The sequence below is a fragment of the Trinickia caryophylli genome, from assembly GCF_034424545.1.
GTDB classification, from domain to species: Bacteria; Pseudomonadota; Gammaproteobacteria; order Burkholderiales; family Burkholderiaceae; genus Trinickia; species Trinickia caryophylli.
This window is the reverse complement of sequence record NZ_CP139970.1, coordinates 1,213,242-1,239,079: the sequence shown is the minus strand read 5'-3', so window position 1 is coordinate 1,239,079 and position 25,838 is coordinate 1,213,242. Positions and strand designations below refer to the sequence as shown.

The following is a 25,838-nucleotide window of genomic DNA, read 5'->3' as shown; positions in this document are numbered from 1 at the left end:
GCCCGCTTCATTCAGTAACCTTTCGGGGTGTACGCCGCGTAGCGCTTCGTCTAGAATCGCTCGGACCTGAACGGGCCCCCTTATCGTCCGGTCGTTTTTGGCGACCGGTCGGGCCTGCAAGCCGGATCGGGGCCACGAAGCCATGCCGGGTTCGCCGCGTGCTTCCCCGTTTCAGACCGTACCCTCGCAGTCAGCCCGTTGTAAGTATGATGAATGAATTGGAAAGAGAGCTCGCCGAGCTGATGATCCGCGAATTGAACCTCGAGGATATTCAGATTGCCGACGTATCCGGAGATACGGTGCTTTACGGCGAGGGCTTTGGACTCGATTCCATCGATATCCTCGAAATTGCGCTGCTGATCTCGAAGAAGTACGGTTTCGAGTTGCGCTCCGACAATCCGGACAACGCGAAGATTTTCTCCACGCTGGGTGCTCTGGCCGCGTACGTGGCCGAGCATCGGGTTCGCTGACGCGTGCGGCGAGGCGCGATGAAGGCGTTGGTGACAGGCGGCAGCGGCGCATTGGGTCAGGCGATCAGTGAAGCGCTTGCCGCCGCGGGCCATGAAGTATGCGTGCACGCGAACCGCAATCCGGCTGCAGCCGAAGCCGTCGCCGCCCGCATCGTCGATGCCGGTGGGACGGCTCACGCGATTTCGTTCGACGTGACCGATGAAGCGGCGTCGCGAGCCGCGCTCGAGCGACTGCTCGAAGGCGGCCCCATACAGATCGTCGTGAACAACGCGGGCATCCACGACGATGCGCCGATGGCCGGCATGTCGTCGCAGCAGTGGCGCAGCGTGATCGACGTCACGCTCAACGGCTTTTTCAATGTCACGCAACCGCTGCTGCTGCCGATGATTCGCACGCGCCGCGGACGCATCGTCAATATCGCATCGGTCACGGCGCTGAGCGGCAACCGTGGCCAGACGAATTACGCGGCCGCAAAAGCAGGGCTCATCGGCGCGACGAAGTCGCTGGCGCTCGAGCTGGCCTCGCGCGGCATCACCGTCAATGCCGTTGCGCCCGGGATCATCGAATCGCCGATGACCGAGTCGGTGTTTCCGCCCGAGCGCGTCAAGCAGCTCGTTCCCGTTGGCAGGAGCGGCAGGGCAGAGGAGGTCGCGGCGATGGTCGCCTACCTCGTCTCGGACGCAGCCGCTTTCGTGACGGGGCAGGTCATGTCGATCAACGGCGGACAGATCTAGATGCCCGGCCGGCCGGCGGCCGCGGGCAAATCGAAGCATACGTGACCGGCGATCGTGCAGCCCGGCCGGGAGGAGGAGCGCTGTGACGAATCAAGCAAGCCAGGCAGAGCTGTCGAATTGGGACGTCGCCGTGATCGGCGGCGGGCCGGCCGGCTCGACGGCCGCGACCTTGCTGGCCGATGCTGGCTATCGCGTGCAATTGCTCGAGAAGGCACACCATCCGCGTTTTCATATTGGTGAATCGCTGCTGCCGGCCAACCTGCGACTCTTCGAGCGGCTCGGCGTCGGCGAGGCCGTGCGCGCGATCGGCATGATGAAGCCGGCGGCCGAATTCGTCTCGCCGCAGCACGGCCACCGGCTCGAACAATTCCGCTTCGCCGAGGCCTGGGACAAGTCGATGCCCTATGCGTACCAGGTCCGCCGCTCCGAGCTGGACGACATTTTGCTGCGCAATGCGGCGGCGCACGGCGCCGAAGTCGTCGAAGGCTGCCAGGTGCGCGACGTCGAGTTCCTGGGCGAGCGCGACGGCGCGATCGTGCTGGCCGAACATGACGATGGGACGCCCTATCGATGCCGCGCTCGTTTCGTCGTGGACGCGTCGGGGCGCGATACCTTGCTTGCCAACCGCCTTCGCACGAAGCAGCGCAACCGAAAGCACAACAGCAGCGCGCTCTATGCGCATTTCCACGGCGCGCGGCGCCATGCCGGCGCGGACGAAGGCAACATCACCGTCTACTGGTTCGAGCACGGCTGGTTTTGGTTCATCCCGCTTGCCGATGGTGCGACGAGTGTCGGTGCCGTCGTCTGGCCGCACTATTTGAAGCAGCGTCCGCGCGGCACCTCGATCGAGGCGTTCTTCCTCGAGACGATCCAGCTGTGCCGGCCGCTCGCCGAACGGCTGGCCGATGCGCGGCTTGTGACCGGCGTCGAGGCGACGGGCAATTTCTCGTACTCGGGCGACGTCACGCATGGGCGCAATTTCGTGCTGCTCGGCGATGCGTTCGCCTTCATCGACCCTGTATTTTCGACGGGCGTGATGCTCGCGATGCAAAGCGCGTTCATCGGTGCGCAAGCGGTCGACGCATGCCTGCGCGAACCCGGGCGGGCGCAGGCCGCGCTTGCGAAGTTCGACCGGGAGGTGCGCCGCGGGCCGAAGGAATTCTCCTGGTTCATCTACCGCATGACGTCGCCGACGATGCGCAATCTCTTCATGAGCCCGCGCAACGTCTTTCGCGTGAAAGAAGCGCTGCTGTCGCTGCTGGCCGGCGACATCTTCGGCAATACGCCGATCTGGCCTTCGCTGCGAACGTTCAAGGTCATCTATTACCTGTCGGCCGCGTTCGACGCGCGCAATTCGCTGCGCGCGTGGAAGGCGCGTCGCCGCATGCTGCGCGAAGCCGACGATGGCGGCATGGCGGCAGGGTGAGGGCGACATGTCCGCGGCATCGCTGAAGCTGATCCGGCTCGAACACGCACGGCTTGCCGCGCTCATGCGCGGCGAGTGCGCGAATGCCCGAAGCGACGCGCTCACGCATGCGCTCCGCGGCGCGCTCGGTGCCGCTTGCTTCGGCGATGCGACGTGCTGGCCGCTTCTCGCCGAGGCCGCGCCCGATCTGCCCCTCGCGCCGGGCCACATGGCGCGACTCGTTCCCGCGCCGGGACGAACCGGCGAGCTCAGCGACGTCAGCGACGCCTGTTTCGAAGTCTGGCACTGCGACGCGGCCGATCTCGCGAGCGGCCGCCTCGGGCCGGTTCATTATCGATTCAGCGAATCGGCCGGCATCGTGTTCGGCAGCGTGTCGTTGTTCGAAGAGCCGGCCGGCAGCAGCGTGCAAGGCGCGACGCCGCTAGAGCGTGCGACATATCTTGCCTATGAGGCGATTTTTCGCATGCTCGACGCGCTCGGCATACGCCACCTGTTGAGAATCTGGAACGTGGTGCCCGCGATCAATGCGGAGCAGTTCGGCAGCGAACGCTATCGCCAGTTCAATACCGGTCGTCAGCGGGCCTTCATGGCCTGTGGACGGCCTGTCGTCGATAGCGTGCCCGCCGCGAGCGCATTGGGCGCGCCGGTGAGTATCGAGGGCGATGCGCCGCCGTCGATGCCGCTTGCCGTCTCGTTTCTAGCCACGCGGTCGCCATCGGATGCGATCGAGAATCCGCGCCAGGTGAGCGCATATCGCTATCCGCGCGAATACGGCCCGAGCGCGCCGACCTTCGCACGCGCGGCCGCATGGCGCGGCGCGTGCCGGCCGGGCACCGCGCCTGCGTTGTTCGTGTCGGGTACGGCGAGCATCGTCGGGCACGAAACGGTTCATCGCGGCGATGCGATGGCGCAGCTGCGCGAAACGCTCGCGAACATCGATGCCGTGCTCGCGCAAGCGGCGCAGGGCAATCTCGGCAACGCGACGCTCGCGGACCTCGCTTACAAGATCTACGTGCGGGATCCGGATGACGCCGATACGCTTGCCGCGATCGATGAGGTCCTGTGCGCACGATGCGGTTTCCCGCCGCGCGTGCTGTACTTGCATGCCGACATCTGCCGTGCCGATCTGCTGCTCGAAATCGAAGCGAGCACGGGGCATGGCGTGGAGGTGCTCGCATGAGCGGCGCAAGCATCCGACCGGCTCCGCAGCGCTTCTCGCGGGCTTTCGCGCAGCGCCGGTTCGAGTCGGTGCGGCAGCACTTCGTCTTCTACTTCGCGCTGCTCATGCTTGGGGCGACTTGTCTCGCATGGCTGCCTTTTGCAGCCGCGCTGCGCGTGCTGTTGCCACGGCGGACGGGGCGCGTGCTCGGGCGCGCCGTGATCCGCCACGTCTGGCGGCTCTACTTTCATATGCTGTCGGCGCTCGGCGCGGCGCGCTTCGATCTGACCGAGCTCTCGACGCTGCGCGGGGCCCCGCCGATGATTCTCGCGCCCAATCACCCGACACTGATCGACGCGATGCTCGTGGCCTCATGCGTGCCGCGTGTGTGCTGCATCATGAAGGGCGATATTGCCGGCAATCCGTTTCTCGGCGCGGGCGCCTGCCTTGCCGACTACATCGTGAACGACACGCCCAAGGAAATGATCAAGGCGGCGCTGGCCGATTTGCGGCGAGGCCATCCGCTGCTGCTGTTTCCGGAGGGCACGCGCACCGAACTGAAACCCGTCAACCCGTTGAAGGCCGGGATCGGGCTCGTTGCCGCGCGCGCGGGGGTACCCGTGCAAACGCTGATCGTCGAAGCGGGCTCGCCGTTTCTCGCCAAGGGGTGGCCCATCCTGCGCAAGCCGGCTCTGCCGCTCACCTATCGAGTGAGGCTCGGCCGCCGGTTCGCGCCGCCCGCGCACGACCCCGAAGCGGTGCGTGCCTTTATCGGCGAATTGCAGGCGTATTACCGGACGGAACTCTCGAGCGAGCCGTCTTCTCGCTGATGCCATCGTCAGAATCAAAGCCAAAGCCCAAAGCCAGGAACGAAGTCTCACCACTATGCCGATGCCTTTCGCCTCGACTACTCATCTGGTTCTCATCCCGAGCTACAACCCGGGGGAGAAGGTCGACGACACCGTGCGTCGGGCACGCGCGCAATGGGCGCCCGTGTGGGTCGTGGTTGACGGTAGTACGGATGGCAGTGCCGAGCGCCTTGCCGCGATGACGAAGGACGATCCGGGCTTGCGCGTGATCGTTTTGCCGCGAAACCGCGGCAAGGGCGCGGCGGTGCTCGCGGGCCTCGACGAAGCGGCCGCGCTCGGTTTCACGCATGTGCTGACGATGGATTCCGACGGGCAGCATCCTGCCGAACTGATTGGCGCGTTCATGGCCGCCTCGGCCGCGCAGCCGGGCTGCATGGTGCTCGGGCGGCCGAAGTTCGACGCGAGTGCGCCGCGCATTCGCGTGCTCGGCCGGCAACTGTCGAACTTCTGGGCTCATGTGGAGACACTTGGTGCAGGTGTGGGCGATTCGCTTTATGGATTCCGCGTCTACCCCATTGCGCCGCTGCGCGCGCTGATGGGCGAACAGCCCTGGATGCGGCGCTTCGATTTCGATCCGGAGGCGGCAGTGCGCCTGTGTTGGCGCGGCGTGAAGCCGATCAACGTCGATGCGCCCGTGCGCTACTTCAAGCGCGAGGAGGGCGGCGTATCGCACTTCCATTACGGTCGCGACAACCTGCTGCTGAGTTGGATGCATTTGCGCCTGCTGCTCGAGTTTCTGTTGAGATTGCCGCTGCTCGTGGTGCGACGCGTGTCGCAGCTCACGGGCCAGCGTGGGTAGCGCTTCGTTCGAGGCACGCCGCTGTGCGTCGTGGGCGCGGCAGTTCATTCACGTCATGGAATAGCGATGAATAGAAACCGGTCGGATCGCAGGGCAGCACCGGGTACAACGGCCTTCGGCCATCCGACGGCATTCTGGTTCGGCGTCGTGGCCGTGATTGCGGGCGTGCTGGCGCATCTGCCGATGTACCTGATGGGCAGAGACATGGGTTATCGGCTTGCGGACATGCCGATGGATGCGACGATGCTGAGCGGCATGGCCGCGATCGTCGTGGGACTCGGGGCCAGCCTGTACGGGTTGGTCCCGCGCAGGGCGGACCGCGCCGCGCGCGCGGCCTCGACGATTCGCGTGAGCGCGCTCGACGATGCCTCGCTTGCGCCGGCCCATTACCGTTTGCTGCTTGCGATGGCCCTGGCGGTGACGATCGACGTCATGAAGCCCACGGCATTGGCGTTTGTCATGCCGGGCATGGCTGCGGAGTACGGCCTAGAATCGCCGCTCGATCCGGTTGGCACCACACCGGTGGTCTGGATTGCATTGGTTGCCATCACGGGTACCGTGTGCGGGTCGTTTCTGTGGGGATGGCTCGGCGACAGGATCGGCCGGCGCGCATCCATCCTTTATGCCGGCATCGGCTTCATGGGAACGTCGATCTGCGGCGCGATGCCGAGCTTCGGGTGGAATCTCGCGATGTGCTTCATCATGGGGATGGCGGTGGGCGGCATGCTGCCCATTTGCTACGCCCTGCTGGCGGAGACCATTCCGGCACGCCATCGCGGCTGGCTCATGATCCTGATCGGCGGGGACATCGCGGGGGCCTATGTCCTGACGAGCTGGTTATCCGCCGAACTCGTGCCGATATTCAGCTGGCGCATTTTGTGGCTGATCGGTTTGCCGACCGGCGCGCTTTTCATCGTGCTCAATCGATGGATTCCCGAGTCGCCGCGGTTTCTGCTCGCGCAAGGAAGAGAGGATGAGGCGCGTGCCGTGATGGCACGCTATGGCGCGGCGCTCGTCGAAGGCGAGGCGCCGCAGCGGCGGCCCGGCGCGCAGGACGCAAGCGCATGGGGCGCGCTCCTTGGCGCGAGGCTTCGCGCGAGCACCCTGGCGGTGGGGTGTCTCGCAGTCAGTTCGGGGATCGTGCTCTTCGGCTTCAATCTCTGGATTCCCACGAACTTGCGCATGCTCGGTTTTACGCAGGCGGATGCCATTCTCCGGAATGCTTCGCTGATGGGCTTTCCGTTGACCTTCGTAGTCGCATGGCTGTACGGCTTCTGGAGCAGCAAGAAGACGATCGCGCTGCTGACGTTGCTCACGGCGCTCGCGCTTTTCGGATTCGCGTTTGCGGGGAACGAGGTCGTTCATCATCGCGTGGTGCTGTACGTGCTGCTGATCGTGCCGATCTGGGGGATCAGTTCGGTCGTGGCCGTGCTATCGGTCTACAGTGCCGAGATCTATCCGACGGCGATCCGCTCGCGCGCAACGGGCTTCGCGGCAGGGGCGAGCAAGGCGGGCGGCGTGGCGATCATCGCCTCGACCGTAGTGGGGCTCGCCACGCCCTCGATCGCGACGATCTCGATGGTCGGTGCTATCGCGATGACGCTCAGTGCGGTCTTGACGCTCGTTTGCGGTGTGGAGACGCGCAGGCGGCGGCTCGAGGATATCGATCGGAGCGGCGAATCGAGGATCGCCGTGTAACCGGGGGGAATGAGGCTTGCGGAGGGTGCCGGGGCGTAGCGTACAGGTCTGGCGCCCTCAGCGCGTCGTGCCGCAACAGGCGCGCGCTATTCGTCCTCGCGCCCGTCCACCAACTGCCAGATCTTGCCGATCAGCTCGCCCCCGCTGCGCGAACCGTCGAGCGGAAAGAACAGCAGATAATTGAGCCGCGCCGATGCCGGGTCGAGGCAGACCATGCCGTCCCACGGAGTGGCCGTATGGAAGTTCGCCTCGAGCGCGGTACGGCATACTTCCTCGCGTTCGGCGGCGGCTAACTCGCCGAGGTCGGTGAGCACGCGCACGTGCGCCGGGTCGCGACGCTCATCGTAATCCAGCGTGACGGCGTGGCCCTCGATCACGAACCGGCCGCTTTCGAGGAGCGGGGCAGGATCGTCGAGCGCTGCGCTGGCACAGAGGTCTCGAACGAAGCGTGTGTATCGCGCGTGATTCATCGTGTCTCCGATCTGGCGAGTGTTTCCGATCGTGTGTCTTCTCCGGGGATCGAGATACGGCCGGGAAGGGGGCCCTTGCCGCGAAGCTGGCGAACGAGGCCTCGCACACGCAATGCGAAGGAAGGCGGTTTTACCTCACGCTCCAGCTCGCGAAGCTTCTGGATCGCCGCTTGTTCGTCTTGTTCCGAAAGCTTGTATTCCTTTTTGATCGCAAACAGCAATTTGCCTTGCTCCAGCATTTGCGCGGTCATTTTCTTGTCGGTCGCACCGTAGCGCGGGCTCTTCAACCGCGAAAGCGTGTCCCAGGCCGCCCGATTGACCGAGCGCTCACGATACAGCTCGCGCAACGAAGGGTCTTCAGGCACGTGCCCCTTGGGCTTGCTCAAGCCCCGTTCGGCCCCGTGAAGTGGCACCGTTCTCCCCTGTGTGGGCACTTCGTGGGTTTCGGGGGAGAACTCGCGCGTTTCGACTTCGGGTGCGAAGTGCACGCGCCGTGTCGTACCAGGGCCGGCTTCATGTGTCGTTGTCGTCGACCTGCCATCGTTTGCCGGCGACGCCACGGGCTGGATTTCGGATTCGTGGCTTGTGGTCGAACTACTGTCGTCAAGAACCGGGCCGTCGTGGAAGGGGTCTTTACCGTCGTCCGGCGACCCGTCTGTGCCATTCGCCCATGCGTGCAACTGCGCTCGCAGGGAATCGTCGTCGATATGCGTATGACCGAAGCGATGCACAGCGGATTCGGCGACCGATTTCGACACGAAAGCATGATGCGTGGCGAAAGCCTCCTCATAGGCTTGATCGGGCGCAACTCTGGCAAGCGATTTGCGCGCGAACAATCCGAGCGGCCAGCCGTAATTGCGCGGGATATGCAGTGCGAGCGGCGCCTCGCTATGAAGCTGCGTTTGCGTTTTTCGCGTGGACCGAGCGCTTCGTGCGAGGCGCTGCGCGAGCCGCCGTACGATCTTTCCTGCTCGACCGATCGAGTTGACGAGCCCGGTTGCGTTTACCTGCACAACGGTGATCGGGCGTGTGTCGCGTTGCGGCTGGCGCCTTGCCGTTGCCGACGCGGCGGGCAGTGCGCCCGCGCGACGAGGCGCGGCAGCGGCCGGTGGCTGCGCCGGACTGCGAGGCTGCCGCAGCGGCTCGAATGCCGCGTTGCGCTGCCGCCGCACATCGTCCGTTCCCGGCTGGCTGGGGTGCGGCTCGCTACGCGACGTTCGAGTCGGCTCCTCGCCCAGGGAAGGCGACGACGGGGAAGGCGGATTGGTGTGAAATCGGATACCCATGATGGCCTCGGTCGTTCATGGGGCAAAAATAGCTGCGCGCGCGCTGCGCAGATCTGCCGGCGGCGAAGCGTTCGGGACCTCAGCGAAATCATCGATGCATCGCGCGTAGGCTCGCGGGGCCGATGCGGTTGAGCCGCGTGATGTCAGGCTGCATTACGATTCTGTTGCAGACTCAATTCGACAATCTATGCCAGTTCCTCCTGGCACAAGAGACGAAGGCGATTCCGGGCACGAACATCAAGTACTGCGGAGCGGTGGAGGTGCGACGTGGTTTTTGGAGGGGCGTGCACTTCAACAGAGGGCTTGGGAGGATATTAGACACAGTCAAATATCGACACCGAAACGCCAAATAAAAAGGGCCTAGCATTGCTGCTAAGCCCTTGAATTTCTTTGGTAGGCCGTACTGGATTCGAACCAGTGACCAACGGATTAAAAGTCCGCTGCTCTACCAGCTGAGCTAACGACCCGAAAGACGAAAGAGTATAGAGAGCTTGGCGGGGATCGTCAAGTCCCTTGCGCGCGGTTCCCTGCGCGCGGGCTTTGCCGGACGCATCAGTTGCGCGCCTGCACCACCCAACAAAAAAGCCCGGCACAACGAAGTCCCGGGCCTTTTACAGCCGAGAGGGGACGGGGTGGGCCCGCCGGCCTCTCGGTTTGCACGTCAACACAACGTTACTTCATCTGCGCGAGTTTGTTCTGCGCCGATTGAGCGACGTCGGAGCCGGCGTACTGCGAGAGGATCTGCTGCAGCGTCTTGCGGGCCTGCGCCTTCTGACCTTGCTCGACCTGGTTGTTCGCGATCGCAAGCAATGCCTCCGGCGCGCGCGGGTGCTGCGGGTAGTTCTTCACGACGTTCTGCCAGATTGCCGTGGAGCCCTTGTAGTCGCGCTGCGCATAGAGTGCGTTGCCGAGCCAGTATTGCGCGGTCGGCTGATACGGGCTTTGCGGGTACTTGGAAACGAAATCGCGAAACGATGCGGCCGCCGACTTGAAATCGCCGGCGCGGAACTGCTGCGATGCCTTGTTGAACGCCTCCGTTTCACCCGGCTGCACGACGCCTTGCACACCGTCCACGGTTTCCTGCTGCGGCTCGAGCTTCTTGAGTCGCGTATCGAGGTCGGTGTAGTAGTCCTTCTGCTGCTTTTGCAGCGTCGTCAACTGGTTCATCAGATCCTCGTTTTGCCCGCGCAACGTTGCGAGCTGCTGATTCAGCTGATCGAGCCGGTTCGCCTGATCGAGGATTGTGCGCTGAGCGGCCGAGAGCTGGCTCGTCAGGCTATCCGTCTTGCTGCGCAAGTCGAGAATCGCCTGCCGGGCCTGATCGTCGTCGAAGAGGCCCGCGTGGGCCTGCCCCGACACCAGTGCCGAAACAGCCACACCAGCGGCTGCGGCACCCCGCAGCCAGGAGAAACGGTGCTTCATAGGTATCGCCGCCTGTTACCGATTATTGATAGAGGATGTCCGCGCGGCGGTTTTGCGCCCACGATGCCTCGTCATGCCCCGTCGCCTGAGGCTTTTCCTTGCCCAGGCTCACAGCTTCCATCTGCGAGTCGGGAACGCCGAACGTCGCAAGCGTACGGCGCACTGCGTCGGCACGCTTTTGGCCCAGGGCGAGGTTGTACTCGCTCGTGCCGCGTTCGTCGGTGTTGCCCTGGATCAGGATATGACGCTCCGGGTGGCTCTTCAGATAGTTCGCATGCTGCTGCAGCAGGCCTTGATACTCCTGCTTCACGTCGTAGCTATCGAAATCGAAGTAGACGCTGCGCTTGGCCAACGGGCTGTTCGGGTTGTTGAGCTCGTCCACGTTCACCGGCGCCACGGCGTTCGGGTTCGGCTGCTCGCTCACTTGACCCTTGCTTGCGTTGTCATTGAGCTTCACGCCCGAATGGCATGCCGCCAGCGCGCCCACGAGCAGCGCCGCAAACACCATACGAAGTTTCGACATCATTTCTTACTCTCCTTGTGTGTCATTGCATAAACGGACCCCAGGACGGCTCGCGCACGCTGCCGCCTGGAACGGACAGGATTTGCCGCGTCCGGCCATCGGTCGAAACGGCAGCCAGCACGCCACGGCCGTTCACCTGAGTGGCGTAAAGAATGTACTGACCGTTCGCCGCGAAGCTGGGCGATTCGTCATGTGTCGTGTCGGTGAGCGCTGTCGCCACACCCGATTGCAAATCCTGCACGTAGAGCTTGAAGCCGCCGCCGACGCGCGAAATATACGCGAGTTGCCTGCCGTCCGGGCTCACGCGAGGACTCGTGTTGTAAGAACCGGTGAACGTCACGCGCTGTGCCGCCCCGGCGCGCTCGCCCTGTGCCGGCATGCGGTAGATCTGCGGCTGGCCCCCGCGGTCGCTCGTGAAATAGATCGATTGGCCGTCGGGCGAGAACGTGGGCTCGGTGTCGATGGCGCTGCTTTGCGACAGGCGCCGCAGCCCGCTGCCGTCCGCGTTGACCGCGAAAATCTGCGTGTTGCCCGTGCGCGAGAGCGCCACCGCGAGCGTGCGGCCGTCGGGCGACCAGGCGGGGGCGCTGTTGTTGCCCTTCTGGTCGGAGATGATCACGCGGCGGCCCGTGGGCAGGTCATGCACGTAGACGATCGGCTTCTTCTTTTCGAACGACACGTAGGCGACTTTCGTGCCGTCCGGCGACCACGACGGCGAGATGATCGGCTCGGGGCTCGACAGCGCGACGTGCACGTCCTGGCCGTCCGAATCCGAAATCTGCAGCAAATAGCGGTTGCCGCTCTTGACGACGTACGACAGCCGCGTAGCGAACGCGCCGCGCACGCCCAGCAGCTTCTGGTAGATGTAATCCGAGATCTTGTGCGCGGTCATGCGCAGGCCGCTCGCCGGCGTGGTCAGCGACAGGCCTCCGAGGCTTTGCTGCTTGACCGTGTCGTAGAGCTTGAAGCGCACTTCATATTGGCCGTTCGCGAGCGGCGTCACACTGCCCGCCACGAACGCGTCGGCGCCTTTCGCCTTCCAGCCGCCCAGATCGACCGTGTCCGTCTCCGCTACCGGCGCGCTGCCCGTATCGACGAGGCTGAATTTGCCGCTGGCTTTCAAATCGTTGCGCACGATGGCGCTGATCTGCTGCGGCGAATTCGCCTCGTTGGCGAACGTCGCCGTTGCGATCGGAAATTGCGTCGAACCGACGCCCGTCACGAGAACGTTCAGTTGTGCATTCGCGGCACCGCATGCAGCGATCAGGCACGACGCCAACCATGTCCTCAAGCCCAGCTTCGTCATCAAACTCATGCGAGAAATCCCGAAAAACAAGTTGTCACAACAGCAAAGAGACTGCCAAACGCATGTTTCGTTCCTGCGTCCGAATGCTGCGCCGCGCACATTTGGACGCGCGTACTACCGTCAGCCCGCCGGCCGCATCGTGATCGTGAAGCTCGCCGGTGCCCGCCCGTTGTCGTCGAGCGGCATCGGATCGGAGCGCTGTACCGCCCGCAGCGCGGCGTCGTCCCACTGGGCGTTACCGCTGCCGCGCTGGATCGTGGCCGATAGCAGCGTGCCCGTGGGCGAACAGCGCACCGCGATCACGGTTTCCAGTCCCTGCGTTTCACCCGCCCAGACGATATTCGGCCGCACGCGGCGTTTGACTTTGTCGGCGTAGCCGGCCGAAGCGGCCGTGCCGCCGGAGCCCGTGCCCGTGCCGCCCTTGGCCAGGCCGTTTCCGGTCGGGCTGTCGCCGGCGAGCCCCTGCAGCTGCGCCAGACGGGCGCGGCGTTCCTGGTCGAGCTGCTGCTTTTGCTTCGCCTGCTGCTGCGCGAGCGCCTTGGCCTTGGCGGCTTTGTCCGCCTCGGCCTTCTTCTGCGCGTCGAGCTGCTGCTGTTTGAGTTCGTCTTCCTTCTGCTGCTTCAACTGCTCCTGGCGCTGCTCGGCCAGTTGCTGCTGACGCAGCTTCTCCGCCTGCTGCCGCTTGAGCTTCTCGGCCGCGGCCTTTTGGGCAGCCAGTTCGGCCTGCTGCTCCGCGAGCTGGCGCTGACGCTTCGCCTCGGCCTCCTGCTCGGCCTGGAGCCGTTGCTGGCGCTGCTGCTCGGCGAGCTGCGCCGCGCGCTGCGCGGCTTCCTGCTGCTGGCGTTTTTTCTCCTGCAGCGCGATGTCGGCCTCTTCGTCCTGCACGGGCGGAGCCGGCGTTACGCGCACCGGGGGCGTGGGGGCGGGCGGCGGCGGGGTTTGCTGCTGCGGGATCTCGGTCCAGATCTCCGCCTCGGCGCCAGCCGGCGTGCTGTTTTGCCAGTGGATGCCGTGATAAAGGAATACCCCCAACAGCACGTGCATCACGAGCGCGAGCGAGAACGCCCGCCCCGTCCCGCGTTCGCGGGGCGGCTGCAACGGATAAACGTCGGACTTCTTGCGGTTCATTGCGATTTGACGAGCAATCCCACGCGTTTGACGCCGCGCGCCTTGAGATCCGACATCACGTTCATCACCGTTTCGTACTGCACCGTCTTGTCGGCTGCGATGACGACCGGCTGGTCGGGATGCGACGCTTCGCGCTCCCGGACGAAGCCTGTCAGCTCGGCGCGTGTCATGTCTTCTTGCTGAGTGGCGCCCGCGTCGTCCTTGTAGCGCACGCTCATCTTGCCGTCGGCCCGAATGTTCACGACGACGGGCGGCGTCTGTTGCTGCGGTGCGGCACCGCCGACGGTCGGCAGATTGACGATGGACGGTGCAACGAGCGGCGCGGTGACCATGAAGATCACGAGCAGGACGAGCATCACGTCGATGTAAGGCACGACGTTGATGTCGGACATCGCGCGGCGCGAGCGGCCGCCGCGCATGCTGGAACGGATGGAGCCGGCCATTGTTTACTCCTCAATGCGCCTGACGCTGCAGGATGTTCGAAAACTCTTCGATGAACGTTTCGAAGCGGATGGCGAGGCGATCGATGTCGTGCGCGTAGCGGTTATAGGCCACCACGGCCGGGATTGCCGCAAAAAGACCGATAGCCGTGGCCGTCAGCGCTTCGGCGATGCCGGGGGCGACGTTTGCCAGCGTGGCCTGCTGTACGTTGGCCAGACCGCGGAACGCGTTCATGATCCCCCAAACGGTGCCGAAAAGGCCGATATACGGGCTGACCGAGCCTACCGACGCGAGAAAAGCGAGATTCGCCTCGAGCACGTCCATCTCGCGCTGGAAAGCCGCCCGCATCGCACGCCGCGCGCCGTCCAGAATGGCGCCCGGATCGCTGATGCGCTTTTCCTTGGCTTTGAGAAATTCGCGCATGCCCGATTCGAAGATCCGCTCGAGCGCGCCGATCGTATGACGGTTGTTCGCCGCGCTTTGATAGAGCGCCTGCAGGTCGCCGCCCGACCAGAAATCCCGTTCGAACTGCTCAGTCTGCGCGCGGGCGCGCCGAATCGCAAACCACTTGCGGAAAATGAACGTCCAGGACATCAGCGAGAGCAGCAACAGCAGCCCCATGACGGCCTGTGCCAGGATGCTCGCGTTGAGGACGAGCGAAATGATCGACAAATCTTGTGCGTTGTTCATAGATGTTTTGCTTTGACGTCCGAGCGGCTGCGCACCGGGTGCCGGCGCAAAAAGAACCTTGTCGGGGACGCGAAACCGACTGCGGCGACGTCGCGGCCGAACCTTGCTTTGTTTCGCTGCGAACTGTACAAGTTCATTGGCGTCGTCTCAACGGGCCTTACGCGCTGGCCGCCGACAGGCCTGCGCTCATCGGGCGCGGGCCCTCGCGCAGTGCCGCGACCACCTCGGGTGGCAAGGCCACCGGGCGAAACGTGAGGCGCTCCAGGCAGGCCACGTTGATCGCACCCGAGGCCAGCACGCGGTCGCCGCAGCGGAGCTGCTGCATGAAGTCGACGCTCGCCCCACGGAGCCGCTCGACGCGGCTTTCGACCGTGAGCATATCGTCGAGGCGTGCGGGCGCGAGATAGTCGACGGTCGTTCGACGTACCACGAAGAAGATGCCCGATTCGCGCTCGAGGCGGCTTTGCTCCACGCCGCAGGCCCGCAGCCATTCCGTTCGGGCTCGCTCGAAATACTTCAGATAGTTCGCGTAGAAGACGATGCCAGCCGCATCGGTATCTTCGTAGTACACGCGGATTGGCCAAAAAATACCCGAATCCGCTTGCGGGCGACTGCTAGGGGTGTTCATGCGCGCATTTTACCGGAACCGGCGCCGTCATCTCAAAATGAGTGCCGAAGCCCGTCGGGCGGGGCACTCGCCCGATTTCAGCCCCGATGGACCGACAAGCCGGCGAAGGATTGGGCCACCGGCATCAGTTCGATGGTGTTGACGTTGACGTGCGCGGGGCGCGTGGCGATCCAGTAGATGGACTCGGCAATATCCTCGGCGCTCAGCGGGGCGACGTCGCGGTAGACGCCCGCGGCCTTCGCGTCATCGCCCTTGAAGCGCACGTTCGAGAATTCGGTGCCGCCGCACAGGCCGGGCTCGACGTTGGTCACGCGCAGGGCCGTGCCGGCGAGATCCGCGCGCAGGTTCAGGCTGAATTGGTGGACGAATGCTTTCGTGGCGCCATAGACGTTGCCGCCCGCGTACGGGTAGGTGCCCGCGGTCGAGCCCAGATTGACGATGTGGCCACGGTTGCGCTCGACCATGCCGGGCAGCAGCACGCGTGTGACGCTTGCGAGCCCCATGCAGTTGGTCTCGATCATCTGGTACCAGTCGTCGAGCTCCGCGCGGGGTGCCGGCTCCAGGCCGAGCGCGAGCCCGGCGTTGTTGACGAGTACATCGATGGCGGAGAATTCGGCCGGCAGCCTGCCGGGAAGCGCCTCCACGGCGGCGCGATCGCGCACGTCGAGTTCGAGCGGAATGAGCGCCGGACCCAGCTCGCCGGCGAGCGCCTCGAGGCGCTCCAGGCGCCGGGCTGTCGCGATCACGCGGTGGCCGCCTTTGACGAAGATGCGGGCGATGGCGGCGCCAAAACCGGCGGACGCCCCGGTCACGAAAACGATCATTGCTGCTCCTGGCTGGTCAAACCTGGCAAGCCTACTGCGATTTGCCGCGTCGCGGCAAGAAATGCGGCGGGCGAGGCCGGGTGAGGCAAAAGGGGGTTCTATCATAACGCCGGGTGCGGTTGTCGCGCAGCGGCGGCGGTGGGGGATCGGGCGACGAGGGGCGGGTGCCGCGGATGGCCCTGACGCGGGCCGGACGGCCCGGCCGCGCCGTCCAATTGCCTATTGACTGCGCTTCCAATACACTAACGCGCTCATCCCTTGCGTGACTGGCGATAATACCCTCCGGGGTCAAGGTGGAGCGACCCACCGTGAAGCGCAAGGTGCCGTTTTGCCGTTCGCCTGGGCAGCCGAATGCCGCGCACTGTCGTTTGCGCCGCTGGGGGTTGCCTTGCCTGCCGAACGGATATTCCGCCCTGCCAGGACCGGCCTCACCGCCATCGAGCGCAAGCGTACGACCGGTATGCGTTCCGCGCACGCTTCGGCCAACCCGTACACCCTTAACGGAATCCGTATGTTTGACAGAGCCCAAAGCACCATCGCCGCCGTCGATCCCGAGATCTGGCAGGCGATCGAACAGGAAAACCGGCGTCAGGAAGAGCATATCGAACTGATTGCTTCGGAAAACTACACGAGCCCGGCAGTAATGGCCGCGCAAGGCTCGCAACTCACGAACAAGTACGCGGAAGGGTATCCGGGCAAGCGCTATTACGGCGGCTGCGAATACGTGGACATCGTCGAACAGTTGGCGATCGATCGCGTCAAGGCGCTGTTCGGCGCCGAGGCGGCAAACGTCCAGCCGAATTCGGGTTCGCAGGCGAACCAGGGCGTGTTCTTCGCCATGCTCAAGCCCGGTGACACGATCATGGGCATGAGCCTCGCCCACGGCGGCCACCTCACGCACGGCTCGCCGGTGAATATGTCGGGCAAGTGGTTCAACGTGATCAGCTACGGCCTGAACGAAGCCGAAGACATCGACTACGACGCGGCTGCCCGGCTTGCTGAGGAGCACAAGCCGAAGATGATCGTCGCGGGCGCATCGGCGTTTGCGCTGCGCATCGATTTCGAGCGGCTCGCGAAGATCGCTAAGTCGGTCGGCGCCTATCTGATGGTGGACATGGCGCATTACGCCGGCCTCATCGCCGCGGGCGTGTATCCGAACCCGGTGCCGCATGCCGATTTCGTCACCACGACCACGCACAAGAGCCTGCGCGGGCCGCGCGGAGGCGTAATCCTGATGAAGGCCGAGTACGAGAAGGTCATCAATTCGGCGATCTTCCCGGGCATCCAGGGCGGCCCGCTCATGCACGTGATCGCCGCGAAGGCCGTGGCCTTCAAGGAAGCGCTCTCGCCCGAGTTCAAGACTTATCAGCAGCGCGTGGTCGACAACGCGCGCGTGCTGGCGGATACGCTCGTCAAGCGCGGGCTGCGCATCGTCTCGGGCCGCACCGAAAGCCACGTCATGCTGGTGGACCTCCGCGCGAAGCACATTACCGGCAAGGCTGCGGAGGCCGCGCTTGGTGCCGCGCACATCACGGTCAACAAGAACGCGATTCCGAACGACCCTGAAAAGCCGTTCGTCACGAGCGGCATCCGTCTTGGCTCGCCGGCGATGACGACGCGTGGCTTTGGCACGCAAGAAGCGGAGCAGGTCGGCAACCTGATCGCCGACGTGCTCGAGAATCCGGAAGACACGGCAACGATCGAGCGCGTGCGCGCGCAGGTTGCCGAGCTGACGAAGCGTTTCCCGGTTTACCGCTGAGCCTCCATGCGCTGCCCCTTCTGCCGGCACGAGGATACGCAGGTCGTCGATTCCCGCGTATCCGAGGATGGCGCCGCTATTCGCCGGCGGCGCCGTTGCTCGGCTTGTGACAAGCGCTTCACGACCTACGAGCGGGTGGAGCTGATGCTGCCCGCTGTCGTGAAGAAGGACGGCAGCCGTACCGAGTTCGACCGCCGCAAGATCGTTGCCAGCATGAAGCTGGCGCTCAGAAAGCGACCGGTGGCCGCCGACGCGATCGACGCCGCGGTCGCTCGCATCGAATATCAGTTGCTGGGCAGCGGCGAGCGCGAAGTGCGCAGCGAGCGGCTGGGCGAGCTCGTCATGAACGAACTGCGCCAACTCGACACCATCGCCTATGTCCGTTTTGCCTCCGTTTACAGGCGCTTCGAAGACGTGTCCGAATTTCAGGACGTGATCGAGGAGTTTCGCCGCGTGGGGCCTTCCAAGTCGCAGCGCAAGCGCTGAGCCGTTACCTTCCTTCATCGCACCTCCTTTCCCGTTTCGTGCGGTGCATTGCACGTGACGCCTGATTCTCGTGCGCGTCCGCGTTGTCGCAACAGTCGGCCGAACGGGCGATGGCGCAGCCGAGGTCCCGCCGCTACAGTCGTGGCGTGCGAACTTCGGAGTGCTTTTCGATGGGCAGCGGCAAACACGGGGCAATTACACGGGCGGCGCATTCGATCGGCCGTTGCAGGGGGTTCACGCTGGTCGAGGTCGTGACCGTCAGCGCGATGTTGGCGGTTCTTGCCGCGATGGCCGCGCCATCGTTCGCCGCCTGGCATCGCAAGGAGCGTATCGAATCGAGCGCGCGCGCCTTGCTTGCCAGTTTTGCCTATGCGCGCAGCGAGGCGATGCGCCGCGCCGATATCGTCGTCGTCTGCCCTGTTGCGGCCGCGGGGCAGTGCGAGCGTGCGGGAGGGCGCCGCAGGGGCGATCGCGTGGCGTCGTGGTCGAGCGGGTGGGCCGTGATGGCGGGCGAGGGCGAGCGGCGCCGGTTGCTGCGCGGCCACACGGGGTTGCGTGACGTCGCCATCCTTGGCTCGGCCGCCAACGTCCGCTTTACCCCACCGGCCGGGCAAGTTGTCGGCGGCTTCCGCAGTTTCGAGGTCATGGGGAACGGGGCCGGCGCATACGCGCACGGCGAGCAGTACGGGCGCTGCATTGCGGTTGCGGCAGGTGGGCGGGCCAGAATCGCGGAGGGTCGCTGCGGAGCTCGCGCATGACACGGCCCCGAGGCTTTCGGTATGTGGGCGGTTCCCTGCTCGAGGTGCTCGTTTCATTGACGGTGCTGTCGTTAGCCGCAGTGGCGTCCCTCGGCACGCAACTCGTTTCGGGCCGCGCGTCGCAACTCGCGATGCAGCGCGAGCAGGCCGCGCTGGCCGCTGTCTCGCTCTTGGAGCGCCAACGGCAAACCGGGCCGCTCGAGAGTGGCTTGTCCGGTGCGCAGGCCCTCGCGACGGCAAATCTGCCGGACGGAAGCGTTTCGACAACGGCCAGCGGCGATGGCGTCGGGCTGGTGCTCGTCTCCTGGAGCGCAGCGGGCGTTGCGACGCCCGGCGGTGCGTCTTCCCGTTGTGGCCGGAGCGCAGCCGACGTTCGGCGGGCATGCATCGCTTTGCCGTTCGTGGACTGAGCAATGCCGATGCAGCGCAACCGCACGGCAAGCCGGGGGCCGATCCGCGGCCGATCCGGCCATACGCTGATCGAACTATTGGTGGCTACGGGCATCGGCGTGCTTGCGGTCAGCGCGGCCGCGTCGCTCTACCGCATGCACAAGCAGATGGGGATGTGGTCCGCCGATGCCGCCGCGATGCGCGATGCCGGCGCTACCGCCCTGAGCCTCCTTTCACAGCAGCTTGAGATGGCCGGGTACGCGCCACCCGATTCGGCGTCGCTTGCCGAGCAGACGGTGCCGGCGCTGTTTGGCTGCGCAAGCGGTGACTTCGTGCGCGGCGACGGCACGCCGGTATGCGCGCCGGGTGCGGCGGGCTCCGACATGATCACGGTGCGCTATGTCGACGATGCCGTGGCAACGTGGCCCACTAGCGCTCGCCAGCCGACCGATTGCCTGGGGCAGGGCGCGGGTCGACCCAATGAGGCCGCTGTCGTCGTCAATACGTTCTTCGTGGCGAAGCCCGACCGTGGCGCCGAACCGGAACTGTACTGCCTGGGCTCGGGCGGGCCGACAAGGCAGCCGGTCGTCGCCGGCGTGGAGCGCCTGCACTTGCGCTATTGGCTGCGAGGCTCGCCAGCCGCGGCCGAAGCGTCGGCCATTGCGGACGATCGATGGAGCGAGGTCGTCGGTGTTGAGGTCTGCGTGCTCGTGCGCGGCAAGATCTCCGTCGCGCACGCGCGCTACTTCGATTGCGACGGGCGCCCCCAGCGGTCCGCCGATGCGCGCATCCGGCAGTCGTTTCTCCGTTATGTGGCCATTCGCAATCAAGAGGGAGCGGGTGTATGAGGTACGCGCTACGCTACTCACGCTGCACGGCGCGGGCGCGGAGAAATGCGGGCGCGGCGGCACTACCCATCGTGGTATCGGTGGCGGCGATGGTACTTGCTTCGTCGACGGCGTCGTTCGAGCTGGCCATCGCGGCGTCCCGCCGCGCGATGAGCGTCGAGGATCACCTGTATGCGACGCAATCGGCGGACGTGGCGCTGGCGCTTTGCCTGCGAGCGTTGCGCGCCGGCGGAGCGCCGCATCTGCCGCGCACCGCACGCGGCCCCGTGCGGTGGCGGGACCCCGACATCTTTGCTCACCCCGCCGCATTCGAGCCACGTCCTCGGTGGCCTGGCGGCACCCGCCCGCCGCAGTGCCTTATCGAGGGGTGGCAAATCGACGAGCGGCCGCAGGCAACCGTCGATGTCGTGACCGCACGCGGATTCGGCGAGCACGAGGGCACCGAGTCCTGGCTGCAGTCGATCGTCATAAGCGAGCACGGTACCGAAAAGCGGCATTGGCGCAGAATCGTCGCGAGGCCGCCGTGACACGCGGTGGTTGCCGCCGTGTACGCCGGAAGGGGGCTTTCTCGCTGCTTGAATTGATGATCGCCCTTGCGATCGTTGCCGTCGTCACCGCGTATGCCATGCCCGCTTATCGAGCCTATGCGGCCCGGGGGTATCGGATGGACGCCATGCTGACGCTATACCGCGCGGCGCATTTCATCGAGACGGCCCGGCCTGCGCGAACGGCGCACGGAGCGGCCGATACATTGCCTGCGGGCCTCGACCGTGTGCCGCCTCAAGGCCCCGCCGTGTATCGCTTGCATCTGCAACCGGCCGACGCGGGCAACGGCGGCTACGCAATTGAAGCGGTGCCGAGCGCCGGCGGGCTCATGGCAGGCGACCGTTGCGGAACGTTCGTGCTCGAGGCGACCGGCAGACGTGCGAACCGGGTGTCCGGCGTGTCGGCCCTCGAGATCGAGGACTGCTGGCGTGCTCGTTAGCCTTGCCCGAGGGGCGGGCGCCTTGCGTGCGCTTGCGCCCGAAGAAGGCGCTCGGGCTCAAGCGTGGTGTCGGTGCGCGGTGTCAGCGCGCGGTGGCGGCGCAGCGCCCCGCTGTGTGCGCGATCAGTGCGCGGCAGGCGATTCGCCCGTGCCGGCGTCGGTCGCGCTGGCGTCGCCGCTTTTGCGGTGACGGAGCACCTGCGCGACGAGGCGGTATCCGGTCCATGCGGCCGCGCCGAGGGAGCCCCACTTGACGAGCGGCTTCGCGCCGGCAGACAACGTGGCGCGCAGCGGCTTCGCGAGTACGAGCGAGGCGAGCGAACTCGCGAGGGGATGATTGGCGACCCAATCGGTGATGGACGCGTTCAACCCCTTGCCACCTCGGCTGCGCGGCGTGGCGAAGCCCGGTACGAGCAGCTTCAGCCAGCCGAAGCTGGCGAGGCTGTGCCGCAACTCGTGCCGCGCCTGAGCGAATTCGGCTCGCTCGACCTCTGCGCGCAGGATCAGGAGTTCCTTGCGCACGGCGCGCATTTGCCGGGAGTTCAGGTTCCGAACCGGCGGGCGCCTGGCTGGCTGCGTATGAGGCGTTGATGTCTGGCTCATGGGCGGAGTGCGTTCGGGGCGAGGTGCAGGTGAGCGTCCGGCGCCTGGCATCTTGCGCGGCATGCCGGCGCTCAGGGCTGAGGGCCTCAGGGCTTGTGGAACATCTCCCGGTCTTTCTCGAACTCGTTGAGTGTCGACTGGAAGACGATCGGTGCATCGTGCAGCCCGCTGCGCGCCTTCAGCGCGCAAATCAGCGCGCCGATACCGTACACAGCGGTGATGCCGGCCAGCACCTGCCATCGGTAGGTATCCCAAAACGCGACGGCGATCAATGCCGTGAGGCTGATCAGCGCCATCATGCCGAACATGACTGCGACGAGCCCGAGAAAGAGCACGGCGATCATTCGCTCGCGTTCTTCGGCCAGCTCGATTCCGATCAGCTCGAGACGCGTCTGCAGCAGGCCCACGAGCGAGCCTAGTATTCGCCGCAGCGGCCCGTGCTCGCTTTGGCGAGGCACTTCGGTGTCGTCGTTTGACATGGGTTCGGCGGGTAACCGCAAATAAGAGCGGAAATAAGCGCAGGCATAGGCGCCCACAGGCACGTAAGGCCCGGTCTGCGGCCCGCCCGAGCCGCCCCGGGCAAGCGGCATACGGCGCGGCCGGGCGGGAGCGGGCCGTCGCCGGCCAATCTTACTTGCGGTTGATCAGGAGCCCGACGAGCACGCCGATGCCGCCGGCGATGCCGATGGCCGTCCACGGATGCTCGTGCACGTAGTCGTCCGTGGCCCGTACGGCCTTCTTGCCTTTTTCGACGACGACGACCTGAACGTCGGCCGCTTTTTCCTTGGCCTGCTTCAACCGTGAGAGCGCCGTTTCGCGCAATTCGGAAGCTCGTTCGCCCGTGGCGTTCGCTGCCTGCTTCAAGAGATCCTCGGCGTCCGCGAGGACGGTTTTGATATCCGACATCAATCTCTCCTTGTTGACTTCTGACATTAGAGCCCCCTAATTTCGTCCACGCGTGCATCGTACCAAAGATCGGACGGCACGCGAGCGTGCGCCATGCCGCTTCGCGCACGCAGAAACCATTCCCGGCCGGGATGCACGGTGCGTGCACTGGCGGGGCGCGTCCTTTCAAGACAGGGGCCGCGGCGCAGAAGTTTCGTTCGGTCGGGCTTAATTTACAAACGTTGCGCGGCCAACGGACGCATGGACCGAACGTTCCGGGGTACGCCCGGTACGCGGCCGGCCGCCCGCGCCTTCTTCAGAAGAACGCCTGAATGCCCGTTTGCGCCCGGCCGAGAATCAATGCGTGGATGTCGTGCGTACCTTCGTAGGTGTTCACGACTTCGAGATTGACGAGATGCCGGGCGACGCCGAACTCGTCCGAGATGCCGTTGCCGCCGAGCATGTCGCGCGCGAGCCGCGCAATGTCGAGCGCCTTGCCGCATGAGTTGCGCTTCATGATGGAGGTGATCTCGGGGGCGGCCGTGCCTTCGTCCTTCATGCGGCCGAGCCTGAGCACCCCTTGCAGCCCGAGCGTGATCTCGGTCTGCATGTCGGCCAGCTTTTTCTGGACGAGTTGGTTCGCCGCGAGCGGCCGCCCGAACTGCTTACGGTCGAGCACGTACTGCCGCGCCGTATGCCAGCACGATTCCGCCGCGCCGAGCGCGCCCCAGGCGATGCCGTAGCGCGCCGAGTTCAGGCACGTGAAGGGGCCGCGCAGGCCGCTCACGTTCGGCAGCATGTTTTCCTCGGGCACGAAGACCTCGTCGAGCACGATCTCGCCCGTGATGGATGCCCGCAGTCCCACCTTGCCGTGGATCGCGGGCGCGGACAGGCCCTGCCAGCCCTTTTCGAGGATGAAGCCGCGAATCGTGTCCTTGCCGCTTTCGTCGAGCTTGGCCCAGACGACGAAGACATCGGCGATCGGCGAGTTCGTGATCCACATCTTGGCGCCGGAGAGCGTATAGCCGCCCGCGACCTTGCGGGCGCGCGTAATCATGCTGCCGGGATCGGAGCCGTGATTCGGCTCCGTCAGTCCGAAGCAGCCGATCCATTCGCCGGTGGCGAGCTTCGGCAGATACTTCGCCTTTTGCGCGTCGGAGCCGAACTCGAAGATCGGAACCATGACGAGCGACGACTGCACCGACATCATCGACCGGTAGCCCGAATCCACGCGTTCGACTTCGCGCGCGATCAGGCCGTAGCTCACGTAGTTCAGGCCCGGGCCGCCGTATGCCTCGGGGATTGTCGGCCCGAGCAGGCCGATCTCGCCCATCTCGCGAAAGATTTCGGCGTCGGTGCGTTCGTGACGAAACGCCTCCGTCACGCGCGGCAGGAGCTTGTCTTGTGCGTACGCGCGCGCGGCCTCGCGGACCATGCGTTCGTCTTCGGTCAACTGCTCGTTCAGCAGCAGCGGATCGTCCCAGTGAAACAGAGCCTCGGCCATTTTCTTCTCCTAGGCAAGGTCGGCATTGAACTTGACTTCGGTTCCGCTATGCGGAACACTGTTTTGCAAAACGTCATGCGAGTTTAGCACTTGGCCCTTTCGTCATCCACCGCAGCCGCCCCAAACGCGGGGTCGGCACCGCCCGGCGCGGACGAGCGTCGATTCGTGGTCGCGCTTGCGCGCGGCCTGGAACTGCTGCGTGCGTTTCGCCCCGGTGAAACACTGCTCGGCAACGCCGATCTCGTTGCCCGCACGGGACTGCCGAAAGCGACGGTCAACCGCCTGGCCTATACGCTCACGGTGCTCGGCTATCTGCGTTTCGACGAGGCGCTCGGCAAGTACGCGCTCGATTCGGGCGTGCTCGCGCTTGGCTATGCGCTGCTCTCGGGCACGGATACGCTCGAGATCGCGCGGCCGCACATGCGTGCGCTTGCCCGCGAAATCGGTGCTGCGGTGTCGCTCGGCTGCCGCGACGGCCTCGATATGGTCTATCTCGAGACGATTCGCAGCGAGACGGCGCTCACGCTGGGCCTGGCGCCCGGCTCGCGGCTGTCCATGCTCACGAGTTCGATGGGGCGCGCCTATCTGGCTGTGCTCCCCGAAGTCGAGCGTACCGCTCTTCTCGGTGAACTGAAGCAAGCGGCGGGCAAGGGCCGCCGCGCCGCCGCGCTCGTGGCCGGCGCACAGCGCGAGATCGCCGCGTTCGCGCGCGAGGGTTGCTGCTTTTCGTTCCGGGATTGGCATGACGACGTCAACGCGGCGGCCGTCCCGTTTCGCGATCCGCACGACGGCCGCTGGTTCGTATTGAGCTGCAGCGGGCCGGCTTCGTCGATGAACGAGGTGGTCTTCCGAGAGCGGATTGCGCCGCGGCTCAGCGCACTCGCGCGGCGCCTGGGGGAAGTGCGTTGAACAGGCGTATCGCCCTTACCGGACCGGGGCGTGGGGCTCGAAGAGCGGCCCCTGCACGAAGCGGGCGCCGAATTGCTGGAGCGCATCGAACTGCGCCTCGGTGGCAACGCGGTCGAAAATCAGAGGAATGTGCAGCCGGTTCGCATAGGCGAGGAGCGGCTTGACCATCGAATCGCGGAGCACCGCCGCGCCGTCGATTTTCAGGAAGTCGAGCCGCGCCATGTCGGACACCGACATGATGTGCCCGGCGTTCGGCAGGTTGCCGGCCACCTTGAAGCCGAAGCGCTGGTAGCTCTTCGCCAGGTAGCCGAGAAACGTGCGGTGGGCCACGGCCGCGCTCGGCAGTTCGATCACGACTCTCCCCGGATTGAGCCCCAGCGAGATCAGCACGGACGAGAAGTGCTGGCCGTGATCGTACTTGACGCTCTTGAGCAGCCGCTCGTGCACGCGCAGAAACAGCAGGCCGTGCTGCTGGGCGCCGAAAAAGTTGACAGCGTGCAGCGTACGGGCGAGACGATCGAGCGCGACGAGCGCTTGGCCATCGCTCACCCGCTCGAACAGGTCGAGCGGGTTGCCGTCGGGCTGCAGCGTCAGCGCCTGAAAGCCGAGTTCGTCGCCGAATCGATCGGCGCTTTCAGGGGCGGACCAGAGCGTCTGCATCCCGTTCATGCTGACGTCGAAGATCGGCTGATAGCCGCTTTCGATCCGGGTCTCGTCGAACAGGGCATGCGCCCGTCCCCCTCGCGAGTCCGCGTCGATCGACAGATGCTCGCGAAGAAACGGATGGGCGGCGGCGTGCGCGATGAGTTCGGGGATGGTCGGCGGGATCATGAAAAA

General features: G+C 65.4%; 30 protein-coding genes, 1 tRNA gene and 1 riboswitch. Of the genes, 15 read left to right on the top strand and 16 right to left on the bottom strand.

Annotation, left to right across the window (positions count from 1 at the left end; translation table 11 throughout):
- The first annotated feature begins 209 nt into the window (after nucleotides 1–209).
- The 7 genes from U0034_RS05630 (at nucleotide 210) to U0034_RS05600 (ending at nucleotide 7,156) form a co-directional block, all read left to right on the top strand.
- The gene (locus U0034_RS05630; RefSeq protein ID WP_085224399.1) at nucleotides 210–470 is read left to right on the top strand and encodes a phosphopantetheine-binding protein; all 261 of its coding nucleotides are present in this window, start codon (nucleotides 210–212) and stop codon (nucleotides 468–470) included.
- Between the two features lie 18 nt (nucleotides 471–488).
- The gene (gene fabG, locus U0034_RS05625) at nucleotides 489–1,205 is read left to right on the top strand and encodes a 3-oxoacyl-ACP reductase FabG (protein WP_085223563.1); all 717 of its coding nucleotides are present in this window, start codon (nucleotides 489–491) and stop codon (nucleotides 1,203–1,205) included.
- An 82-nt stretch (nucleotides 1,206–1,287) separates the two neighbouring features.
- A complete protein-coding gene (locus U0034_RS05620; protein WP_085223565.1) occupies nucleotides 1,288–2,631 on the top strand; it encodes an NAD(P)/FAD-dependent oxidoreductase in 1,344 nt (447 codons plus the stop codon).
- A 7-nt stretch (nucleotides 2,632–2,638) separates the two neighbouring features.
- Complete coding sequence (locus tag U0034_RS05615; RefSeq protein WP_085224401.1) at nucleotides 2,639–3,811, top strand: chorismate transformation enzyme, FkbO/Hyg5 family; 1,173 nt, start codon at nucleotides 2,639–2,641, stop codon at nucleotides 3,809–3,811.
- Nucleotides 3,808–4,620 (top strand): lysophospholipid acyltransferase family protein, encoded by an 813-nt coding sequence (locus U0034_RS05610; RefSeq protein WP_085223567.1) that lies wholly within the window; start codon nucleotides 3,808–3,810, stop codon nucleotides 4,618–4,620. The genes U0034_RS05615 and U0034_RS05610 overlap by 4 nt, the downstream gene beginning before the upstream one ends.
- Before the next feature lie 55 nt (nucleotides 4,621–4,675).
- The gene (locus tag U0034_RS05605; protein WP_085223569.1) at nucleotides 4,676–5,458 is read left to right on the top strand and encodes a glycosyltransferase family 2 protein; all 783 of its coding nucleotides are present in this window, start codon (nucleotides 4,676–4,678) and stop codon (nucleotides 5,456–5,458) included.
- Between the two features lie 66 nt (nucleotides 5,459–5,524).
- Complete coding sequence (locus U0034_RS05600; protein ID WP_085223571.1) at nucleotides 5,525–7,156, top strand: MFS transporter; 1,632 nt, start codon at nucleotides 5,525–5,527, stop codon at nucleotides 7,154–7,156.
- Nucleotides 7,157–7,242: 86 nt separating this feature from the next.
- On the opposite strand, the gene U0034_RS05595 is transcribed toward U0034_RS05600, so the two are convergent.
- The 11 genes from U0034_RS05595 to U0034_RS05545 all read right to left on the bottom strand — a co-directional run bounded on the left by U0034_RS05595 (nucleotide 7,243) and on the right by U0034_RS05545 (nucleotide 15,874).
- The gene (locus U0034_RS05595; protein WP_085223573.1) at nucleotides 7,243–7,626 is read right to left on the bottom strand and encodes a type III secretion system chaperone family protein; all 384 of its coding nucleotides are present in this window, start codon (nucleotides 7,624–7,626) and stop codon (nucleotides 7,243–7,245) included.
- Nucleotides 7,623–8,462 (bottom strand): hypothetical protein, encoded by an 840-nt coding sequence (locus U0034_RS05590; protein WP_139831096.1) that lies wholly within the window; start codon nucleotides 8,460–8,462, stop codon nucleotides 7,623–7,625. The genes U0034_RS05595 and U0034_RS05590 overlap by 4 nt, the downstream gene beginning before the upstream one ends.
- A gap of 841 nt (nucleotides 8,463–9,303) precedes the next feature.
- Nucleotides 9,304–9,379, bottom strand: a tRNA-Lys gene (locus U0034_RS05585).
- Between the two features lie 205 nt (nucleotides 9,380–9,584).
- A complete protein-coding gene (gene ybgF / locus U0034_RS05580; RefSeq protein ID WP_085223580.1) occupies nucleotides 9,585–10,334 on the bottom strand; it encodes a tol-pal system protein YbgF in 750 nt (249 codons plus the stop codon).
- A gap of 22 nt (nucleotides 10,335–10,356) precedes the next feature.
- A complete protein-coding gene (pal, locus tag U0034_RS05575; protein WP_085223582.1) occupies nucleotides 10,357–10,860 on the bottom strand; it encodes a peptidoglycan-associated lipoprotein Pal in 504 nt (167 codons plus the stop codon).
- Nucleotides 10,861–10,879: 19 nt separating this feature from the next.
- Complete coding sequence (tolB, locus tag U0034_RS05570; RefSeq protein WP_085223584.1) at nucleotides 10,880–12,172, bottom strand: Tol-Pal system beta propeller repeat protein TolB; 1,293 nt, start codon at nucleotides 12,170–12,172, stop codon at nucleotides 10,880–10,882.
- 111 nt (nucleotides 12,173–12,283) lie between these two features.
- Nucleotides 12,284–13,291, bottom strand: coding sequence for a cell envelope integrity protein TolA (gene tolA / locus U0034_RS05565; protein ID WP_085223586.1), 1,008 nt, complete (start codon nucleotides 13,289–13,291; stop codon nucleotides 12,284–12,286).
- Nucleotides 13,288–13,734 carry a protein TolR gene (gene tolR / locus U0034_RS05560; RefSeq protein WP_085223588.1) on the bottom strand — a complete coding sequence of 149 codons (447 nt, stop codon included), beginning with the start codon at nucleotides 13,732–13,734 and terminating at the stop codon, nucleotides 13,288–13,290. The genes tolA and tolR overlap by 4 nt, the downstream gene beginning before the upstream one ends.
- 10 nt (nucleotides 13,735–13,744) lie before the next feature.
- The gene (tolQ, locus tag U0034_RS05555; RefSeq protein ID WP_085223590.1) at nucleotides 13,745–14,422 is read right to left on the bottom strand and encodes a protein TolQ; all 678 of its coding nucleotides are present in this window, start codon (nucleotides 14,420–14,422) and stop codon (nucleotides 13,745–13,747) included.
- Nucleotides 14,423–14,579: 157 nt separating this feature from the next.
- Nucleotides 14,580–15,050, bottom strand: a complete 471-nt coding sequence (ybgC, locus tag U0034_RS05550) for a tol-pal system-associated acyl-CoA thioesterase (protein WP_085223592.1) — start codon at nucleotides 15,048–15,050, stop codon at nucleotides 14,580–14,582.
- A 77-nt stretch (nucleotides 15,051–15,127) separates the two neighbouring features.
- Nucleotides 15,128–15,874: an SDR family NAD(P)-dependent oxidoreductase gene (locus tag U0034_RS05545; protein ID WP_085223594.1), complete on the bottom strand. Its 747-nt coding sequence runs from the start codon at nucleotides 15,872–15,874 to the stop codon at nucleotides 15,128–15,130.
- Nucleotides 15,875–16,126: 252 nt separating this feature from the next.
- A riboswitch (ZMP/ZTP riboswitch) is annotated at nucleotides 16,127–16,226 on the top strand.
- Nucleotides 16,227–16,385: 159 nt separating this feature from the next.
- Between U0034_RS05545 and glyA the strand changes: the two genes are divergently transcribed.
- The 7 genes from glyA (at nucleotide 16,386) to U0034_RS05510 (ending at nucleotide 21,100) form a co-directional block, all read left to right on the top strand.
- The gene (glyA, locus tag U0034_RS05540; RefSeq protein ID WP_085223596.1) at nucleotides 16,386–17,633 is read left to right on the top strand and encodes a serine hydroxymethyltransferase; all 1,248 of its coding nucleotides are present in this window, start codon (nucleotides 16,386–16,388) and stop codon (nucleotides 17,631–17,633) included.
- Nucleotides 17,634–17,639: 6 nt separating this feature from the next.
- A complete protein-coding gene (gene nrdR, locus U0034_RS05535) occupies nucleotides 17,640–18,119 on the top strand; it encodes a transcriptional regulator NrdR (protein ID WP_085223598.1) in 480 nt (159 codons plus the stop codon).
- Between the two features lie 170 nt (nucleotides 18,120–18,289).
- Nucleotides 18,290–18,877: a GspH/FimT family pseudopilin gene (locus U0034_RS05530; RefSeq protein WP_085223600.1), complete on the top strand. Its 588-nt coding sequence runs from the start codon at nucleotides 18,290–18,292 to the stop codon at nucleotides 18,875–18,877.
- Nucleotides 18,874–19,287 (top strand): type IV pilus modification PilV family protein, encoded by a 414-nt coding sequence (locus U0034_RS05525; protein ID WP_085223602.1) that lies wholly within the window; start codon nucleotides 18,874–18,876, stop codon nucleotides 19,285–19,287. Before U0034_RS05530 ends, U0034_RS05525 begins: the two co-directional genes overlap by 4 nt.
- A gap of 9 nt (nucleotides 19,288–19,296) precedes the next feature.
- Nucleotides 19,297–20,115, top strand: coding sequence for a PilW family protein (locus tag U0034_RS05520; protein WP_158243536.1), 819 nt, complete (start codon nucleotides 19,297–19,299; stop codon nucleotides 20,113–20,115).
- A complete protein-coding gene (locus U0034_RS05515) occupies nucleotides 20,112–20,642 on the top strand; it encodes a pilus assembly PilX family protein (RefSeq protein WP_233211969.1) in 531 nt (176 codons plus the stop codon). The genes U0034_RS05520 and U0034_RS05515 overlap by 4 nt, the downstream gene beginning before the upstream one ends.
- Before the next feature lie 56 nt (nucleotides 20,643–20,698).
- A complete protein-coding gene (locus U0034_RS05510) occupies nucleotides 20,699–21,100 on the top strand; it encodes a type IV pilin protein (RefSeq protein ID WP_233211972.1) in 402 nt (133 codons plus the stop codon).
- A gap of 123 nt (nucleotides 21,101–21,223) precedes the next feature.
- Here U0034_RS05510 and U0034_RS05505 read toward each other — a convergent pair whose 3' ends face one another.
- The 4 genes from U0034_RS05505 to U0034_RS05490 form a co-directional block, all read right to left on the bottom strand.
- A complete protein-coding gene (locus U0034_RS05505) occupies nucleotides 21,224–21,703 on the bottom strand; it encodes a DUF3318 domain-containing protein (RefSeq protein WP_085223608.1) in 480 nt (159 codons plus the stop codon).
- Between the two features lie 86 nt (nucleotides 21,704–21,789).
- On the bottom strand, nucleotides 21,790–22,182 hold the full coding sequence (locus U0034_RS05500; protein WP_085223610.1) for a phage holin family protein: 393 nt from the start codon (nucleotides 22,180–22,182) through the stop codon (nucleotides 21,790–21,792).
- A 151-nt stretch (nucleotides 22,183–22,333) separates the two neighbouring features.
- On the bottom strand, nucleotides 22,334–22,636 hold the full coding sequence (locus U0034_RS05495) for a DUF883 family protein (protein ID WP_085223612.1): 303 nt from the start codon (nucleotides 22,634–22,636) through the stop codon (nucleotides 22,334–22,336).
- A 268-nt stretch (nucleotides 22,637–22,904) separates the two neighbouring features.
- The gene (locus U0034_RS05490; RefSeq protein WP_085223614.1) at nucleotides 22,905–24,092 is read right to left on the bottom strand and encodes an acyl-CoA dehydrogenase; all 1,188 of its coding nucleotides are present in this window, start codon (nucleotides 24,090–24,092) and stop codon (nucleotides 22,905–22,907) included.
- Between the two features lie 90 nt (nucleotides 24,093–24,182).
- On the opposite strand from U0034_RS05490, the gene U0034_RS05485 reads away from it, so the two are divergent.
- Nucleotides 24,183–25,001, top strand: coding sequence for an IclR family transcriptional regulator (locus U0034_RS05485; protein ID WP_085223616.1), 819 nt, complete (start codon nucleotides 24,183–24,185; stop codon nucleotides 24,999–25,001).
- A gap of 15 nt (nucleotides 25,002–25,016) precedes the next feature.
- Here the strand turns inward: U0034_RS05485 and U0034_RS05480 are convergent, their stop codons facing one another.
- The gene (locus U0034_RS05480) at nucleotides 25,017–25,832 is read right to left on the bottom strand and encodes an EAL domain-containing protein (RefSeq protein ID WP_085223618.1); all 816 of its coding nucleotides are present in this window, start codon (nucleotides 25,830–25,832) and stop codon (nucleotides 25,017–25,019) included.
- Between the last annotated feature and the right edge of the window lie 6 nt (nucleotides 25,833–25,838).